11 protein-coding genes are annotated in these 15481 nt (G+C 57.0%); 8 read left to right on the forward strand and 3 right to left on the reverse strand.

Annotated features, from left to right (window positions below):
* Positions 1 to 8: 8 nt before the first annotated feature.
* The 3 genes from pyrB to ridA all read left to right on the forward strand — a co-directional run bounded on the left by pyrB (position 9) and on the right by ridA (position 1878).
* Positions 9 to 944 carry an aspartate carbamoyltransferase gene (pyrB, locus tag K7B04_RS02310; RefSeq protein WP_223803424.1) on the forward strand — a complete coding sequence of 312 codons (936 nt, stop codon included), beginning with the start codon at positions 9 to 11 and terminating at the stop codon, positions 942 to 944.
* Between the two features lie 12 nt (positions 945 to 956).
* The gene (gene pyrI / locus K7B04_RS02315) at positions 957 to 1418 is read left to right on the forward strand and encodes an aspartate carbamoyltransferase regulatory subunit (RefSeq protein ID WP_163445795.1); all 462 of its coding nucleotides are present in this window, start codon (positions 957 to 959) and stop codon (positions 1416 to 1418) included.
* A 73-nt stretch (positions 1419 to 1491) separates the two neighbouring features.
* Positions 1492 to 1878, forward strand: a complete 387-nt coding sequence (gene ridA, locus K7B04_RS02320; RefSeq protein ID WP_000047541.1) for a 2-iminobutanoate/2-iminopropanoate deaminase — start codon at positions 1492 to 1494, stop codon at positions 1876 to 1878.
* A gap of 60 nt (positions 1879 to 1938) precedes the next feature.
* Here the strand turns inward: ridA and mgtA are convergent, their stop codons facing one another.
* Positions 1939 to 4647, reverse strand: coding sequence for a magnesium-translocating P-type ATPase (gene mgtA, locus K7B04_RS02325; RefSeq protein ID WP_223803425.1), 2709 nt, complete (start codon positions 4645 to 4647; stop codon positions 1939 to 1941).
* Between the two features lie 358 nt (positions 4648 to 5005).
* On the opposite strand from mgtA, the gene treR reads away from it, so the two are divergent.
* From treR to nrdG, 5 genes are all read left to right on the forward strand, one after another.
* Positions 5006 to 5953, forward strand: coding sequence for a trehalose operon repressor TreR (gene treR / locus K7B04_RS02335; RefSeq protein ID WP_223803426.1), 948 nt, complete (start codon positions 5006 to 5008; stop codon positions 5951 to 5953).
* A 194-nt stretch (positions 5954 to 6147) separates the two neighbouring features.
* The gene (gene treB / locus K7B04_RS02340; protein WP_163445798.1) at positions 6148 to 7569 is read left to right on the forward strand and encodes a PTS trehalose transporter subunit IIBC; all 1422 of its coding nucleotides are present in this window, start codon (positions 6148 to 6150) and stop codon (positions 7567 to 7569) included.
* A gap of 55 nt (positions 7570 to 7624) precedes the next feature.
* Positions 7625 to 9268, forward strand: a complete 1644-nt coding sequence (treC, locus tag K7B04_RS02345) for an alpha,alpha-phosphotrehalase (RefSeq protein ID WP_223803427.1) — start codon at positions 7625 to 7627, stop codon at positions 9266 to 9268.
* A 384-nt stretch (positions 9269 to 9652) separates the two neighbouring features.
* Positions 9653 to 11791, forward strand: a complete 2139-nt coding sequence (nrdD, locus tag K7B04_RS02350; protein ID WP_223803428.1) for an anaerobic ribonucleoside-triphosphate reductase — start codon at positions 9653 to 9655, stop codon at positions 11789 to 11791.
* 108 nt (positions 11792 to 11899) lie between these two features.
* Positions 11900 to 12364, forward strand: coding sequence for an anaerobic ribonucleoside-triphosphate reductase-activating protein (nrdG, locus tag K7B04_RS02355; RefSeq protein ID WP_163445801.1), 465 nt, complete (start codon positions 11900 to 11902; stop codon positions 12362 to 12364).
* Positions 12365 to 12381: 17 nt separating this feature from the next.
* On the opposite strand, the gene K7B04_RS02360 is transcribed toward nrdG, so the two are convergent.
* Positions 12382 to 14292, reverse strand: coding sequence for a PRD domain-containing protein (locus K7B04_RS02360; protein WP_163445802.1), 1911 nt, complete (start codon positions 14290 to 14292; stop codon positions 12382 to 12384).
* Between the two features lie 22 nt (positions 14293 to 14314).
* Complete coding sequence (locus K7B04_RS02365; protein WP_167577022.1) at positions 14315 to 15466, reverse strand: lactonase family protein; 1152 nt, start codon at positions 15464 to 15466, stop codon at positions 14315 to 14317.
* Positions 15467 to 15481 lie beyond the last annotated feature (15 nt).

Genomic DNA, 15481 nt, shown 5'->3' on the forward strand with positions numbered 1-15481 from the left:
AGATAAACATGGCTAATCCGCTGTATCAAAAACACATCATTTCCATAAACGATCTCAGCCGCGAAGACCTTGAGCTGGTTTTGGCGACCGCCGCTAAACTGAAAGCCAATCCGCAGCCTGAGCTGCTGAAGCACAAGGTCATTGCCAGCTGTTTCTTCGAAGCCTCGACGCGTACCCGCCTCTCGTTTGAAACCTCCATGCATCGCCTGGGCGCCAGCGTGGTGGGTTTTTCCGACAGCGCCAACACCTCGCTCGGCAAAAAAGGCGAAACCCTGGCTGACACCATCTCCGTCATCAGCACCTACGTCGACGCCATCGTGATGCGTCACCCGCAGGAAGGCGCGGCGCGTCTGGCGACCGAATTCTCCGGCGGTATTCCGGTACTCAACGCCGGTGACGGCGCAAACCAGCACCCGACGCAAACGCTGCTGGATCTGTTCACCATTCAGGAAACCCAGGGCCGTCTCGAAAATCTCAACATCGCGATGGTTGGTGACCTGAAGTATGGCCGCACCGTACATTCACTGACCCAGGCGCTGGCGAAATTTAACGCTAACCGCTTCTACTTCATCGCCCCGGACGCGCTGGCGATGCCGCAGTACATCCTCGATATGCTCGACGAGAAAGGTATCGCCTGGAGCCTGCATAGCGCCATTGAAGAGGTGATGGCCGAGGTCGACATTCTCTACATGACCCGCGTGCAGAAAGAACGTCTCGACCCGTCCGAATACGCCAACGTGAAAGCGCAGTTTGTCCTGCGCGCCGCAGACCTGGTCGGCGCACGCGACAATATGAAAGTGCTGCACCCGCTGCCGCGCATTGACGAGATCACTACCGATGTCGATAAGACGCCGCACGCCTGGTACTTCCAGCAGGCCGGCAACGGCATCTTCGCCCGCCAGGCGTTACTGGCACTGGTACTGAATAGCGAACTGGCTCTGTAAGAGGGAATGACGATGACACACGACAACAAATTGCAGGTAGAAGCCATCAAACGTGGCACCGTGATCGACCACATCCCGGCACAAGTCGGTTTTAAACTGCTGACGCTGTTCAAGCTGACCGAAACTGACCAGCGCATCACCATCGGTCTGAACCTGCCGTCCGGTGAAATGGGCCGCAAAGATCTGATTAAAATTGAGAATACCTTCCTCACTGATGAGCAGGTTAACCAACTGTCGCTGTACGCCCCACAGGCTACCGTGAACCGTATCGACAACTATGAAGTGGTGGGCAAATCGCGTCCGAGCCTGCCGGATCGTATTGAGAGCGTGCTGGTGTGCCCAAACAGCAACTGCATCAGCCACGCTGAGCCAGTTTCCTCCAGCTTTGCAGTGAAAAAACGCGCCGATGACGTTGCACTCAAATGCAAATACTGTGAAAAAGAGTTTTCCCATTATGTGGTGCTGGCCAACTAATTGCGGTTGGTATTGGAATTAGGCGTCCCTATAATGGCTACGACCTAATTACTGCAGTTCATCTGGAGATATCATGAGCAAAACTATTGCGACGGAAAATGCACCAGCAGCTATCGGCCCATACGTTCAGGGCGTTGACCTGGGCAGCATGATCATCACTTCCGGTCAGATCCCGGTTGACCCGAAAACCGGCAGCGTGCCGGAAGACGTGTCCGCACAGGCGCGCCAGTCGCTGGAAAACGTCAAAGCGATCGTTGAGGCCGCGGGCCTGAAAGTGGGCGATATCGTAAAAACGACCGTTTTCGTAAAAGATCTCAACGATTTCGCGACCGTTAACGCCACTTACGAAGCGTTCTTCACCGAGCACAATGCCACCTTCCCGGCGCGTTCCTGCGTTGAAGTGGCGCGTCTGCCGAAAGACGTGAAGATTGAAATCGAAGCGATTGCCGTTCGTCGCTAATTTCGATGCAGTATGAAGAAAGGCAGCCAATGGCTGCCTTTCTTGATGTTATACGCGGGATTACTGCCAGCCATAGCGGCGGCTAAAGAACCCTTTAACCATCTGCGTCAGCGTCATATAACCCACCAGAATCGCCACCAGCCACGGGAAGTAGCTCAGCGGTAATGCTTCTAATTGCAGATAGCTTGCCAGCGGTGAGAACGGCAGCGCGATACCGACCGCCATCACCAGCAGCGTCATCGCGAACAGCGGCCAGGCGGCACGGCTTTGCACGAATGGAATGCGGCGGGTACGAATCATATGCACAATCAGCGTCTGCGACAGCAGCCCTTCAATAAACCAGCCGGACTGGAACAGCGTCTGCATTTCCGGGGTATTGGCCTTAAATACCCACCACATCAGGCAGAAGGTCAGAATATCGAAGATAGAGCTAATCGGCCCGAAGAACACCATAAAGCGCCCCAGATCCGCCGGATTCCAGCGCTGCGGTTTACGAATCTGCTCATCGTCAACGTTATCGAACGGCAGCGCCACCTGGGATACATCGTACAGCAGGTTCTGAATCAGTAAGTGTAACGGCAGCATCGGCAGGAACGGCAGGAAGGCGCTGGCCACCAGCACGCTGAAGACGTTACCGAAGTTCGAGCTGGCGGTCATCTTGATGTATTTGAGCATGTTCGAGAAGGTACGACGCCCTTCGATCACGCCCTCCTCCAGCACCATCAGGCTCTTTTCCAACAGAATAATATCAGCCGCTTCACGAGCAATATCCACCGCGCCATCCACGGAAATACCGATGTCCGCCGCGCGCAGCGCCGGGGCATCGTTGATGCCGTCACCCATAAAGCCCACCACGTGCCCTTCCCGTTTCAGCAAGGTCACAATGCGTTCTTTGTGCATCGGCGTCAGACGGGCAAACAGCGTGGTGCGCGCCGCAAGCTGCGCCAGTTCGTCATCGCTGAGGTGCTCAATATCGCTACCGATAATCACTTCGCCCGCGTCCAACCCAACTTCGTGGCACACTTTTGCCGCCACCAGCTCACTGTCGCCGGTGAGAATTTTTACCGTAATGCCGCTGGCCTTCAGCGCTTTCAGCGCCGGCGCGGTGGTCTCTTTCGGCGGATCGAGGAAGGCGATATAGCCTTCGAGGATCAGGTCAGACTCATCAATGCGCTGGTAGTCGCCTTCACGGGACGGCAGGTATTTGCTCGCCACGGCGACCACACGCAGCCCCTGACGGTTCAGGGTGTCGGTCACGCGCTTAATGCGGCGCAGCATGGTCTCATCCAGCGGCACGATTTCGCCGTTGTGATACACCTGGGTACAAACGTTGAGAATCTCCTGCAACGCGCCTTTGCAAATCAGCTTGTGCACGTCCGGCTTTTCACTCACCACCACCGACATGCGGCGGCGTTCGAAATCAAACGGGATCTCATCGATTTTCTGCCAGTCGGTCGAGAGCTGGCGCGCCACCGCCTCATCGACGCCTTCGAGCACCGCGGTATCCAGCAGATTCTTCAGCCCGGTCTGGTAATGGCTGTTCAGCCACGCGGTTTGCAGCACGCGCTCGCTCACCTTGCCGGAGACATCGGTATGGTTCTCCAGCACGATTTTATCCTGCGTCAGGGTGCCCGTTTTATCCGTGCAGAGAATGTCCATCGCGCCAAAGTTCTGAATGGCGTCGAGGTGCTTGACGATAACCTTCTGTTTTGACAGCTTCACCGCGCCACGCGCCAGCGTCGAGGTGACGATCATCGGCAGCATTTCTGGCGTCAGGCCAACGGCTACGGAGAGGGCAAACAGCGCCGCTTCCCACCAGTCGCCTTTGGTGTAGCCGTTAATCACCAGCACAATCGGCGCCATCACCAGCATAAAGCGGATCAGCAACATGCTGACGCGGCTGATACCCTTCTGGAAGGCGTTAGGCTCGCTCTCCTGCTCGCTCACGCGCCCGGCCAGTTGCCCGAACCAGGTGTTGGCGCCAGTGGCAATCACCATCGCCTGCGCGGTGCCGCTGACCACGTTGGTGCCCATAAAGCACAGGGTGTCGCACTCAAGCGGGTTGGTTTGCTGCGGCTCGCGGGTCTGCGCCACTTTCTCAACCGGCAAGGATTCTCCGGTCAGCGATGCCTGAGCCACAAACAGGTCACGCGCCTGAATCACGCGCAGATCCGCCGGGATCATATCCCCGGCGGCAAGCTTGATAATATCGCCCGGCACCAGCTGGTCGATGGGCAGTTCCACCCAGTTGCTCTCGCCCTTGTCATTGATGACGCGCAGCACCGTCGCGGTGTTGCTCACCATCGCTTTCAGGGTATCCGCCGCTTTGGTCGAACGGGCTTCCTGGACAAAGTTCAGCAGCGTAGAAATACCCACCATCAGCACAATCACTACCGCGGCGAACAGGTCTTCCGTGGCGTAGGAGACGGCGGCCAGCACGGTCAGCAGAATATTGAACGGGTTACGGTAGCAGAGCCACAGATGCACCCACCACGGCTGCGGCTGCTGAGCCGGCAGCTGGTTTTCACCGTGAGTGGCGCGCGCCTGCTCGACTTCAGCCGCGTTCAGCCCTTCCGGGTGCGTGTTAAAGGTGTGCCACAGTTCCTGCTCATTGAGCCGGGCCATTTTCAGGCAGTGCCCGCTGAGCGAGGATGGAATCGGCGTATGGGCGACGCTTTGCTGAGTCGGCATCGGATCGCGCTGTACCAGACGGCGCGGAAGGTGGCGGCCAAGCTGTGCGAACAGCTGCCGGGTTAAATTTTTCAGCATACAAAATCCCCCTGCAGTCGCCGGACGCGACCGCAGTCAGGCCTACGGGCACAGCTAATCTGTACCGCACAGGCACTTAATTTTTATCTTGCAGGGACATGATTAAGGAATGTCACTGCCTCACATCATCGGCAAGGCAGCGCAAAACTGACTTACCGGAACGTTACTCTCCAGCGCGAGAGAGGTGTGGGATCGGGATCCATAAAGCCTCCGGTAAGGTTGATAGTAGAAAACGCCGCGCATTATACGCAGAAAATAATAAGTTTTGTGGCTATTAGGGCGATATAATAACGGCAGGTAATTCAACGGCACGTCAACCATCGGGTCTGACGGTAAAATATTCACGTGGGGCAACTATATGCAAAATCGGCTGACCATCAAAGACATCGCTCGCCTGAGCGGTGTTGGCAAATCAACCGTCTCCCGCGTGCTGAATAACGAAAGTGGCGTCAGTGAACGTACCCGCGAACGCGTGGAAGCGGTGATGTTCCAGCACGGCTTCTCCCCTTCTCGCTCCGCGCGCGCCATGCGCGGGCAAAGCGATAAAGTGGTCGCCATTATCGTCACTCGCCTGGATTCGTTGTCGGAAAACCTGGCGGTGCAAACCATGTTGCCCGCCTTCTACGAGCAGGGCTACGACCCCATTATGATGGAAAGCCAGTTCTCGCCCGAAAAGGTCGTAGAACATCTGGCGATGCTCAAGCGCCGCAATATCGATGGCGTGATCCTGTTTGGGTTTACCGGCGTCACCGAAGAGACGCTGGCCAACTGGCAGCCCTCTCTGGTGCTGATGGCCCGCGATGCCAGCGGTTTCTCCTCAGTTTGCTATGACGATCACGGCGCCATCACACTGCTGATGCAGCGCCTGTATGAACGCGGCCACCGCCATATCAGCTTCCTCGGGGTACCGCCGAGCGATGTCACCACCGGCCAGCGCCGTCATGATGCCTATCAGGCCTTTTGCCAGCGCCATCAGCTCACGCCGATGGCCGCGCTACCGGGCCTGGCGATGAAACAGGGCTACGACTTCGCACGTGAGGTCATTGCCCCCGAGACCACTGCGCTCATTTGCGCCACCGATACCCTGGCGCTGGGCGTCAGCAAATATTTCCAGGAACAGCGCATCGAGAGCGTCCAGCTAGCGAGCGTCGGTAACACCCCGCTGACCAAGTTCCTGCATCCAGAAATTATCACCGTCGATCCCGGCTATGCCGAGGCCGGACGCCGCGCCGCAGAGCAGCTGATCGCCCTGATCGGCGGTAAGCGCGAACCGCAGCAGATAGTGATCCCCGCCATCCTCGCCTAAGCGTAAAGTCTGCTTTAATGTGATCTTTGCTGCGTTTCGGGAACGTTCCCATTTTCCCAAATGCGTAAACCCGCTACGCTTATATTCAGCGTATTACTCACTGTTCATATCCTGAGTCCGTCAGGTTACCCATACCAGGGCAGTCTGAATTGGCGGTTATCGGGGAGATCTTATCTCTGTTTGAAGGCCCTATCATGAGCAAAAAAATAGAACAAAAGAACATCGATAAACTTATCGAGCTGGTTGGCGGACGCGAAAACATCGCCACCGTCAGCCATTGCATCACGCGCCTGCGTTTTGTGCTGAACGATCCGGCCAAAGCCAATCCGAAAGCCATCGAAGAACTGCCGATGGTGAAGGGCTGCTTTACCAACGCCGGGCAGTTCCAGGTGGTGATCGGCACCGAAGTGGGCGACTACTATCAGGCGCTGCTCGCCACCACCGGCCAGACCGGCGTGGACAAAGAGCAAGCCAAACAGGCGGCGCGCCAGAACATGAAATGGCACGAGCAGATGATCTCCCACTTCGCCGAGATCTTCTTCCCACTGCTGCCGGCGCTGATCAGCGGGGGTTTGATCTTAGGCTTCCGTAACGTGATCGGCGATCTGCCGATGAGCAACGGCCAGACGCTGGCGCAGATGCACCCGTCGCTGCAAACCATCTATGACTTCCTGTGGCTGATTGGCGAAGCTATCTTCTTCTACCTGCCAGTCGGTATCTGCTGGTCGGCGGTGAAGAAAATGGGCGGTACGCCGATTCTCGGCATCGTGCTCGGCGTGACGCTGGTTTCCCCACAACTGATGAACGCCTATCTGCTGGGTCAGCAGGTGCCGGAAGTGTGGAACTTCGGCCTGTTTACCATCGCTAAAGTCGGCTACCAGGCGCAGGTTATCCCGGCGCTGCTGGCAGGTCTGACCCTCGGCTTTATTGAGACGCGCCTTAAGCGCATCGTGCCGGACTACCTGTACCTCGTTATCGTACCGGTGTGCTCGCTGATTCTGGCGGTATTCCTTGCTCACGCGATTATCGGACCATTCGGTCGCCTGATTGGCGATGGCGTTGCTTTCGCCGTGCGTCACCTGTTGACCGGCAGCTTCGCGCCGATTGGCGCCGCGCTGTTCGGCTTCCTGTATGCGCCGCTGGTGATTACCGGCGTGCACCAGACCACGCTGGCGATTGATATGCAGATGATTCAGAGCATGGGCGGCACCCCGGTGTGGCCGATGATTGCCCTGTCGAACATCGCGCAGGCCTCTGCCGTCGTCGGCATTATCATCTGCAGTCGTAAGGCTAAAGAGCGTGAAATCTCGGTTCCGGCGGCTATCTCTGCCTACCTCGGCGTCACCGAACCGGCCATGTACGGGATCAACCTGAAATACCGCTTCCCGATGCTCTGCGCGATGATTGGTTCCGGTATCGCGGGCCTGCTGTGCGGCCTGTACGGCGTGCTGGCGAACGGTATCGGCGTCGGCGGCCTGCCAGGCATTCTGTCAATCAAACCGACCTTCTGGGGCGTTTATAGCATCGCGATGATCATCGCCGTGGTCGTGCCGATTATTCTGACCATGATGGTATACAAGCGCAAAGAGAGTCAGGGCACGCTGCCCGTCATGTAAACACAGCTTCTTCGGGGCGCATTTGCGCCCCTGATTCTTATTCGAGGACAACCCAATGAATACACTACCTCACTGGTGGCAAAACGGCGTGATTTACCAGATCTACCCGAAAAGCTTCCAGGACACGACCGGCAGCGGAACGGGAGATCTGCGCGGCGTGACCTCACGACTCGACTATCTGCAAAAGCTCGGCGTTGATGCCCTCTGGATAACACCGTTCTACGTCTCTCCGCAGGTGGATAACGGTTACGATATTGCTGACTACACCGAGATCGACCCCTCTTACGGCACGCTCGACGATTTTGATAAGCTGGTTGCCGAAGCACATCAGCGCGGCATTCGTATCGTGCTGGACATGGTGCTCAACCACACCTCCACCCACCATGCGTGGTTTAAAGAATCGCTGAATAAAGAGAGCCCGTACCGCCAGTTCTATATCTGGCGCGACAGTACCCCGGACACCCCGCCGAATAACTGGCGTTCGAAATTTGGCGGCAACGCCTGGCAGTGGGATGCGGCCAGCGGGCAGTACTATCTGCATCTGTTCGCCACCGAGCAGGCGGATCTCAACTGGGAAAACGAGGCGGTACGCGCCGAGCTGAAAAAGGTCTGTGAGTTCTGGGCCGATCGCGGCGTCGATGGCCTGCGTCTCGACGTTATCAACCTCATCTCTAAAGACCAGTCCTTCCCGGACGATCATCAGGGCGACGGTCGCCGCTTCTATACCGATGGCCCACGCGCGCATGAGTTTTTACAGGAATTCAGCCGCGATGTCTTTACCCCGCGCGGCCTGATGACCGTCGGCGAGATGTCCTCCACCTCCCTCGAAAACTGTCAGCAATACGCCTCTCTCGACGGTAAAGAGCTGTCGATGACCTTTAATTTCCACCACCTGAAGGTGGACTATCCTGGCGGCGAGAAGTGGACGCTGGCGCGTCCGGATTTCGTGGCGCTGAAATCGCTGTTTAGTCACTGGCAGCAGGGCATGCACAACCGGGCGTGGAACGCGCTGTTCTGGTGTAACCACGACCAGCCGCGCATCGTCTCCCGCTTTGGTGACGAAGATGAATATCGCATCACGGCGGCGAAGATGCTGGCGATGGTGCTGCATGGCATGCAGGGGACGCCGTACATCTATCAGGGCGAAGAGATTGGCATGACCAACCCGCACTTCACGACGATAGAGCAGTACCGCGACGTTGAAAGCCACAACATGTATAACGAGCTGCTGGCGCAGGGGCGCGATGCCGACGAACTGCTGGCGATTCTGGCCAGCAAATCCCGTGACAACAGCCGTACGCCGATGCAGTGGGACGCCAGCCCTAACGCCGGATTTACCACTGGCGAACCGTGGATTGGCGTCAGCCATAACTTTGCCGACATCAACGTTGAAGGTGCGCTGGCCGATCCTGATTCCGTGTTTTACGCCTACCAGCAGTTGATTGCACTGCGTAAATCCGAACCGGTGCTGACCTGGGGCGACTACCAGGATCTGCTGCCGGAGCATCCGTCGCTGTGGTGTTACCGCCGTCAGTGGCAGGGGCAGACGCTGCTGGTCGCCGCGAACCTCAGCGGCGAGCCACAGGACTGGGAGCCACCGGCGGGCTCCACCGATGGCGAGGTGCTGATGAGCAACTACGCCACCCCTGCCGGCATGACGCTGCGACCGTTTGAAGCCATCTGGTGGCTACAGCGTTAAACCTCAGGCCCGGTAGCGCCCCGCTGCCGGGCTTCTTCGCATCCCGCTGTTTTTCGGTCCTTTTTTGGACACTTCTTGAGCATAAAAATTTACATTACCCTCAACGCCTGTCATCTGTACTCTTGCATTTTTACTTTGTTCTGAATCAATAAAAGCGCAAACATCTTTGATGCAAATCACTACATATAGAACTTAAAATGCGTCCCGGCCCTACATATGGTATTTATCGTCTATCATTGCACAATGAGAATCACGAAAAAGATAGCCGGTATGTGGATAACCTGGGCCGCACGCGGGGGAAAGTATTGGTTAATGGAGTAAATACGCCAATCGCTGTTTTCCCACCTCTGTGGATAACCTGTTCTTATAAATATTGGAGTGATCATGACACCGCATGTGATGAAACGAGATGGCTGTAAAGTGCCGTTCAAATCAGAGCGCATCAAAGAAGCAATTCTGCGTGCAGCTAAAGCAGCGGGAGTCGATGACGCAGACTATTGCGCCACCGTCGCAGCAATCGTTAGCCAACAAATGCAGGACCAGTCGCAGGTTGATATCAACGAAATCCAGACCGCCGTTGAAAACCAGCTGATGTCCGGGCCGTACAAACAGCTCGCTCGCGCCTACATCGAATATCGCCATGACCGCGACAGCCAGCGCGAGAAGCGCGGCCGCCTGAACCAGGAAATTCGCGGTCTGGTTGAGCAGACCAACTCGGCGTTGCTTAACGAAAATGCCAACAAAGACAGCAAAGTGATCCCGACCCAGCGCGACCTGCTGGCCGGTATCGTCGCCAAACACTACGCTCGCCAGCACCTGCTGCCGCACGACGTGGTCATGGCGCACGAGCGCGGCGTGATTCACTACCACGACCTCGACTATTCGCCGTTCTTCCCGATGTTCAACTGTATGCTGATCGATCTGAAAGGCATGCTGACCCAGGGCTTCAAAATGGGTAACGCGGAAATTGAGCCGCCGAAATCCATCTCGACCGCCACGGCGGTAACCGCGCAGATTATCGCGCAGGTCGCCAGCCACATTTATGGCGGTACCACCATCAACCGCATTGATGAAGTGCTGGCGCCGTTCGTCACTGAAAGCTTCAACAAGCACCGTAAAATCGCCAACGAATGGCAGATTCCGAACGCGGAAGAATACGCTCGTTCCCGCACGGAGAAAGAGTGCTACGACGCCTTCCAGTCGCTGGAGTATGAAGTCAACACGCTGCATACCGCCAACGGCCAGACCCCGTTCGTCACCTTTGGTTTCGGCCTCGGCACCAGATGGGAATCGCGTCTGATTCAGCAGTCCATTCTGCGTAATCGTATCGCGGGCCTCGGCAAAAACCGCAAAACCGCGGTGTTCCCGAAGCTGGTGTTCGCCATTCGCGACGGCCTGAACCACAAGCCGGGCGATGCCAACTACGACATCAAACAGCTGGCACTGGAGTGCGCCAGCAAGCGCATGTATCCGGACATCCTCAACTACGATCAGGTGGTGAAAGTCACCGGTTCGTTTAAAACTCCGATGGGCTGCCGCAGCTTCCTCGGCGTGTGGGAGAATGAAAACGGCGAGCAGGTGCATGATGGGCGTAACAACCTCGGCGTGATCAGCCTTAACCTGCCGCGCATTGCGCTGGAAGCGAAAGGTGATGAAGCCGCGTTCTGGTCACTGCTGGACGAACGTCTGGTGCTGGCGCGTAAAGCGCTGATGACCCGTATTGCTCGCCTGGAAGGGGTGAAAGCCCGTGTCGCGCCAATCCTCTACATGGAAGGGGCCTGCGGCGTGCGTCTGAAAGCCGACGACGACGTTTCAGAAATCTTCAAAAACGGTCGTGCCTCTATCTCTCTGGGCTACATCGGTATCCACGAGACCATCAACGCGCTGTTCGGCAATCAGCATATGTACGACAACGAAATGCTGCGTGAAAAAGGCGTGGCGATCGTTCAGCGTCTGCGCGATGCCGTTGACCAGTGGAAAGAGGAAACCGGCTACGGTTTCAGCCTGTACAGCACGCCAAGCGAAAACCTGTGCGACCGCTTCTGCCGTCTCGACACCGCCGAATTTGGCGTGGTGGAAGGCGTTACCGACAAAGGCTACTACACCAACAGCTTCCACCTCGACGTGGAGAAGAAAGTTAACCCGTACGACAAAATCGACTTTGAAGCACCGTACCCGCCGCTGGCGAACGGCGGCTTCATTTGCTACGGCGAATATCCGAACATTCAGCACAACCTGAAAGCGCTGGAAGACGTGTGGGACTACAGCTACCAGCACGTGCCGTACTACGGCACCAACACGCCGATCGACGAATGCTACGAGTGCGGCTTTACCGGTGAGTTCGAGTGCACCAGCAAAGGCTTCACCTGCCCGAAATGCGGTAACCATGACGCGGCTCGCGTGTCGGTCACCCGCCGCGTGTGCGGCTACCTCGGCAGCCCGGATGCTCGTCCGTTCAACGCCGGTAAACAGGAAGAAGTGAAGCGCCGCGTTAAGCACCTGGGTAACGGGCAGCTCGGTTAAGGCCGGGCGGTTTATCCCCTCACCCTAGCCCTCTCCCCTCAGGGGAGAGGGAACCGTTTTACCGCTCGCTGTACGACCGTATACCGGCCAAAAATCTGGAACGCGAAAATGAACTTCCATCAATACTATCCGGTTGATATCGTCAACGGCCCCGGCACGCGCTGCACCCTGTTTGTTGCTGGCTGCGTTCACGAATGTCCTGGCTGCTATAACAAGAGCACCTGGCGCGTGAACTCTGGCCAGCCGTTCACCGCCGAGATGGCCGACCGCATCATCGCCGACCTTAACGACACCCGCGTCAAGCGCCAGGGAATTTCGCTCTCCGGCGGCGACCCGTTGCATCCGCAAAATGTGCCGGAGATCCTCAAACTGGTGAAGCGCATCCACGCTGAATGCCCAGGCAAAGATATCTGGGTATGGACTGGCTACAAGATTGACGAACTGAATGCCGCGCAGATGGAGGTCGTCGACCTGATCAACGTGCTGGTTGACGGTAAGTTTGTGCAGGATTTAAAAGACCCGGCGCTGATCTGGCGCGGCAGCAGCAATCAGGTGGTTCACCACCTGCGTTAATCGCTTTCGTCAGCCGTTTAAAAACGGCTGACGCACTCCATCGCCACCGCCTTAAACTCATCAAAGCTGCGGGTCGCCGCCAGGCGCGCCATCGCTCGCTCGCGCAGGAAAGTGACAAAAATATCGTAGATAGCCATCGCCTCTTCATACTCGCTTTTGCTGATCGCCAGCAGGAAGATAATGTGTGCGGTTTCGTCGCCCCAGGCGATACCGTGGGGAGCAATAACGGTATACACCACGGTTTTCTGCGCCAGCAGCCCTAAGGCGTGCGGCAGCGCAATGCCGTCGCCGAGCATGGTGCTGACAATCGCTTCACGCTCCACCACCGACGCGTGGAATGCGGCATCAACAAAACCTTCCTCCTGCAACTGCTGGCATAGCTCGGCAAACAAGGTTTGCTGATCCATCGGCGCGTCTATCACGCGGAAATGCGCTTCATCGAAATATTTGTTGAGCATAAATGGGCGGGTACGGTCCACCAGCACCAGCTTACCGATTTGGTCCAGCTGATAGTCGGTGGGGAACGGCGCAATCGTGATAACGGGTTTATCTTTTTCGCTAATACGTACCGTCGAGATGACGAAATCTTCCGCCACCGTCGCCCGCTGTTCGTACTCGCGCTGGGAGAGCGTGGCGCCAATTTCTACCTGCGGATATTTACGCTGCAAAATAGCTTCAATCATCCGCACCATCGCGTTACCCGCATCGCAGACCAGCAGCACCTGCGGCTGACGTTGATAGCCAATGTTGTAGTGGCGCTCCAGCCCGACGCCAATATGCAGCACCAGAAAACCAATCTCGTTTTCACTGATGGCGTACGGCGTATATTTTCCCCAACTGGAGACGGCCGCCAGCGTCATGTCCCAGGCCATGGGATAGTGCTGCTTGATGTTATCGAGCAACGGGTTGGGGATCATTATCTGGTAACGCACCCGGGTAATCATGGTTTTGATATGGGTCAGCAGGTCGGCATGCAGCTGGGCGTCGTCCAGTAGATTGTAGTTATATTGCTGATTGATATAGCTCAGGATGTAGTTCACCAGCGCCTCGTCATCGTCGGCGCTAATGGTTTCCGGGTCGACGTCCTGCACCTGGCGGGCAGCAAGGTGCACGCACAGCCACTCCTCTTCCGCCGGCGAAAAACCTTTCCCTGCCAGTTGTTGCAGAGTATTGGCGAAATCATGGGCGACATCGCGCACGTTTTGCGCCACATCTTCCGCGCTGAAATCCGCCAACGGATACCCGTCGCGTACGCGGCGTACCGCCACCGCACCATACAGACAAATAAAGCGTTCGCCCGCATCGGTCAGACGCACATGGTGACGGGTTAACGTCTCCTGCAGTGTGCCTTCCAGCAAGGTTGGCACACTGGCATCAAACGCCTCTTCACGAATCAGCGGGTTCAGCGGCCCCTGCTGGCTTAGCTCCCACAAAAGATCGGTCAGGCAAGCGCGAATAGAGACTTCGCTGCCGAACAGCTTCATGCCGTGACGCGGGCGCGTCTCCAGCGTCAGCTGATAGCGCTGAAAATGCTCGCGTACGTCGACCATATCGCTCTGCAACGTGGCGCGGCTGACAAACCACGAGTCAGCCAGATCCTCCAGCTTGATGGAGAACGCCGACGTTAAAAAGCGCACCAGCAAAAAGTGCACGCGATCCTGAGCGGTACGCGGGATATGCTGCGTTTTCGGCGCACTCTCTTCCAGCGTTTGATAGCGCGTGGGATCGTCGATTTTTAGCTGATAGCCGCTGCCACGCGTCAGCACAAACTGCGCGCCGTAATGCATCAAAAGCGCATTGAGCGCAGTGATATCGGCGCGTACGGTACGGGTTGAGACCGACAGCCGCTGCGCCAGCTCATCCTGGGGCAGCGTTTCGTTTTGCAGCAGGGTAAAGAGTTGCGCTAAACGTTGGTTGGGAAATCGCATGTCGGTTCCTTCATGTTACGGCTTAAGGTTGCGTGGAAATCACCATCTGAGACGGGCTGCCAACCGGCGTATAGTCCGGTGAAAACGTCAGCTTGCCGTCCTTCGGCGCCACGCTAAAGCGAGTAATATTATCGCTACGCTGATTCATGACATATAGCCAATGTCCTTGCTTATCAAGCGTTAGCGTTCGTGGATAGTCGCCACGCGTCCAGATATCTTCCTGGTGCGACAGGCTGCCGTCGGCCATCACGGTGAAGTGAGCGATGCTGTTGTGGAGGCGATTGGCGACATACAGCTGCTTGCCGTCCTGGCTTAACACCAGACCTGCGGCAAAGCTGGTGCCTTTGTACTCTTTTGGCAACGCTGAAACCGTCTTGCCTTCGCGCAGCTGGCCGCTTTGTTTATCGAGGTGATAAAAGGTCAGCGTGGAGGATTCTTCATTAATCAACCATAGCCCATCACCTGCTGGCGTAAAGACAAAATGTCGCGGCCCGGCCCCTGCCGAAGATGCGGCGATAAACGGCGGATCGTTCGGCGTCAGCTTGCCGCTGGCGCGGTCCATACGGTACTGGTAGATGCGGTCCAGCCCCAAATCGGTGGAATACACAAACTGACCGCTCGGATCGCTGGCAACCATGTGCGCGTGCGGGCCGTTATGATCGCTGATGGCAAAACTCCCCTCCGCTGCGGCTGCCGGGCGCGCCGCGCCAGCCGGGCCCTGATCCTGATGCACATCTACCGCCTCGCCCAAACTACCGTCCTCTTTCACCGGCAGCACCGCGATCGACCCGCTCACGTAGTTGGCGACCAGAAGATGACGACCATCCGGCGTCAAGGAGAGATAGACCGGCCCCGCGCCGCCGGAGGCCACCTGATTCAGACTTTTAAGCTCGCCGTTCGCGGCGATGCTCCACGCCTGCACCACGCCTTTTTCCACCTCACTGGCGGCATACAGCGTCTTACCATCAGGGCTGACGGTAAGCTGCGCGACGTTGGGCAGGGAACTCACCAGCGCTTTATCGTGTAGCGCGCCAGTCTTACCATCCAGCGTAAAACGGTATAGACCTTCGCCATTTGGATTGTAGGTGCCGACCCAGGCATACTGGGTTTGGGCGGTAACCGTGGTAGCAAGCAAAGAGAGTGAAGCAACAAGCAGATGACGAGCGGTTGGCATGGTGACTCCTTGATG

It is taken from the genome of Kluyvera sp. CRP, from assembly GCF_019930565.1.
In the GTDB taxonomy this organism is placed as follows: Bacteria; Pseudomonadota; Gammaproteobacteria; order Enterobacterales; family Enterobacteriaceae; genus Kluyvera; species Kluyvera georgiana_A.

Bases quoted from the DNA above. Each gene is read 5' to 3' on its own strand.
- K7B04_RS02365 (WP_167577022.1), bottom strand. From the start codon at position 15,466: ATGCCAACCGCTCGTCATCTGCTTGTTGCTTCACTCTCTTTGCTTGCT.
- mgtA (WP_223803425.1), bottom strand. From the start codon at position 4,647: ATGCTGAAAAATTTAACCCGGCAGCTGTTCGCACAGCTTGGCCGCCAC.
- K7B04_RS02360 (WP_163445802.1), bottom strand. From the start codon at position 14,292: ATGCGATTTCCCAACCAACGTTTAGCGCAACTCTTTACCCTGCTGCAA.
- nrdG (WP_163445801.1), top strand. From the start codon at position 11,900: ATGAACTTCCATCAATACTATCCGGTTGATATCGTCAACGGCCCCGGC.
- treC (WP_223803427.1), top strand. From the start codon at position 7,625: ATGAATACACTACCTCACTGGTGGCAAAACGGCGTGATTTACCAGATC.
- ridA (WP_000047541.1), top strand. From the start codon at position 1,492: ATGAGCAAAACTATTGCGACGGAAAATGCACCAGCAGCTATCGGCCCA.
- pyrI (WP_163445795.1), top strand. From the start codon at position 957: ATGACACACGACAACAAATTGCAGGTAGAAGCCATCAAACGTGGCACC.
- nrdD (WP_223803428.1), top strand. From the start codon at position 9,653: ATGACACCGCATGTGATGAAACGAGATGGCTGTAAAGTGCCGTTCAAA.
- pyrB (WP_223803424.1), top strand. From the start codon at position 9: ATGGCTAATCCGCTGTATCAAAAACACATCATTTCCATAAACGATCTC.
- treR (WP_223803426.1), top strand. From the start codon at position 5,006: ATGCAAAATCGGCTGACCATCAAAGACATCGCTCGCCTGAGCGGTGTT.
- treB (WP_163445798.1), top strand. From the start codon at position 6,148: ATGAGCAAAAAAATAGAACAAAAGAACATCGATAAACTTATCGAGCTG.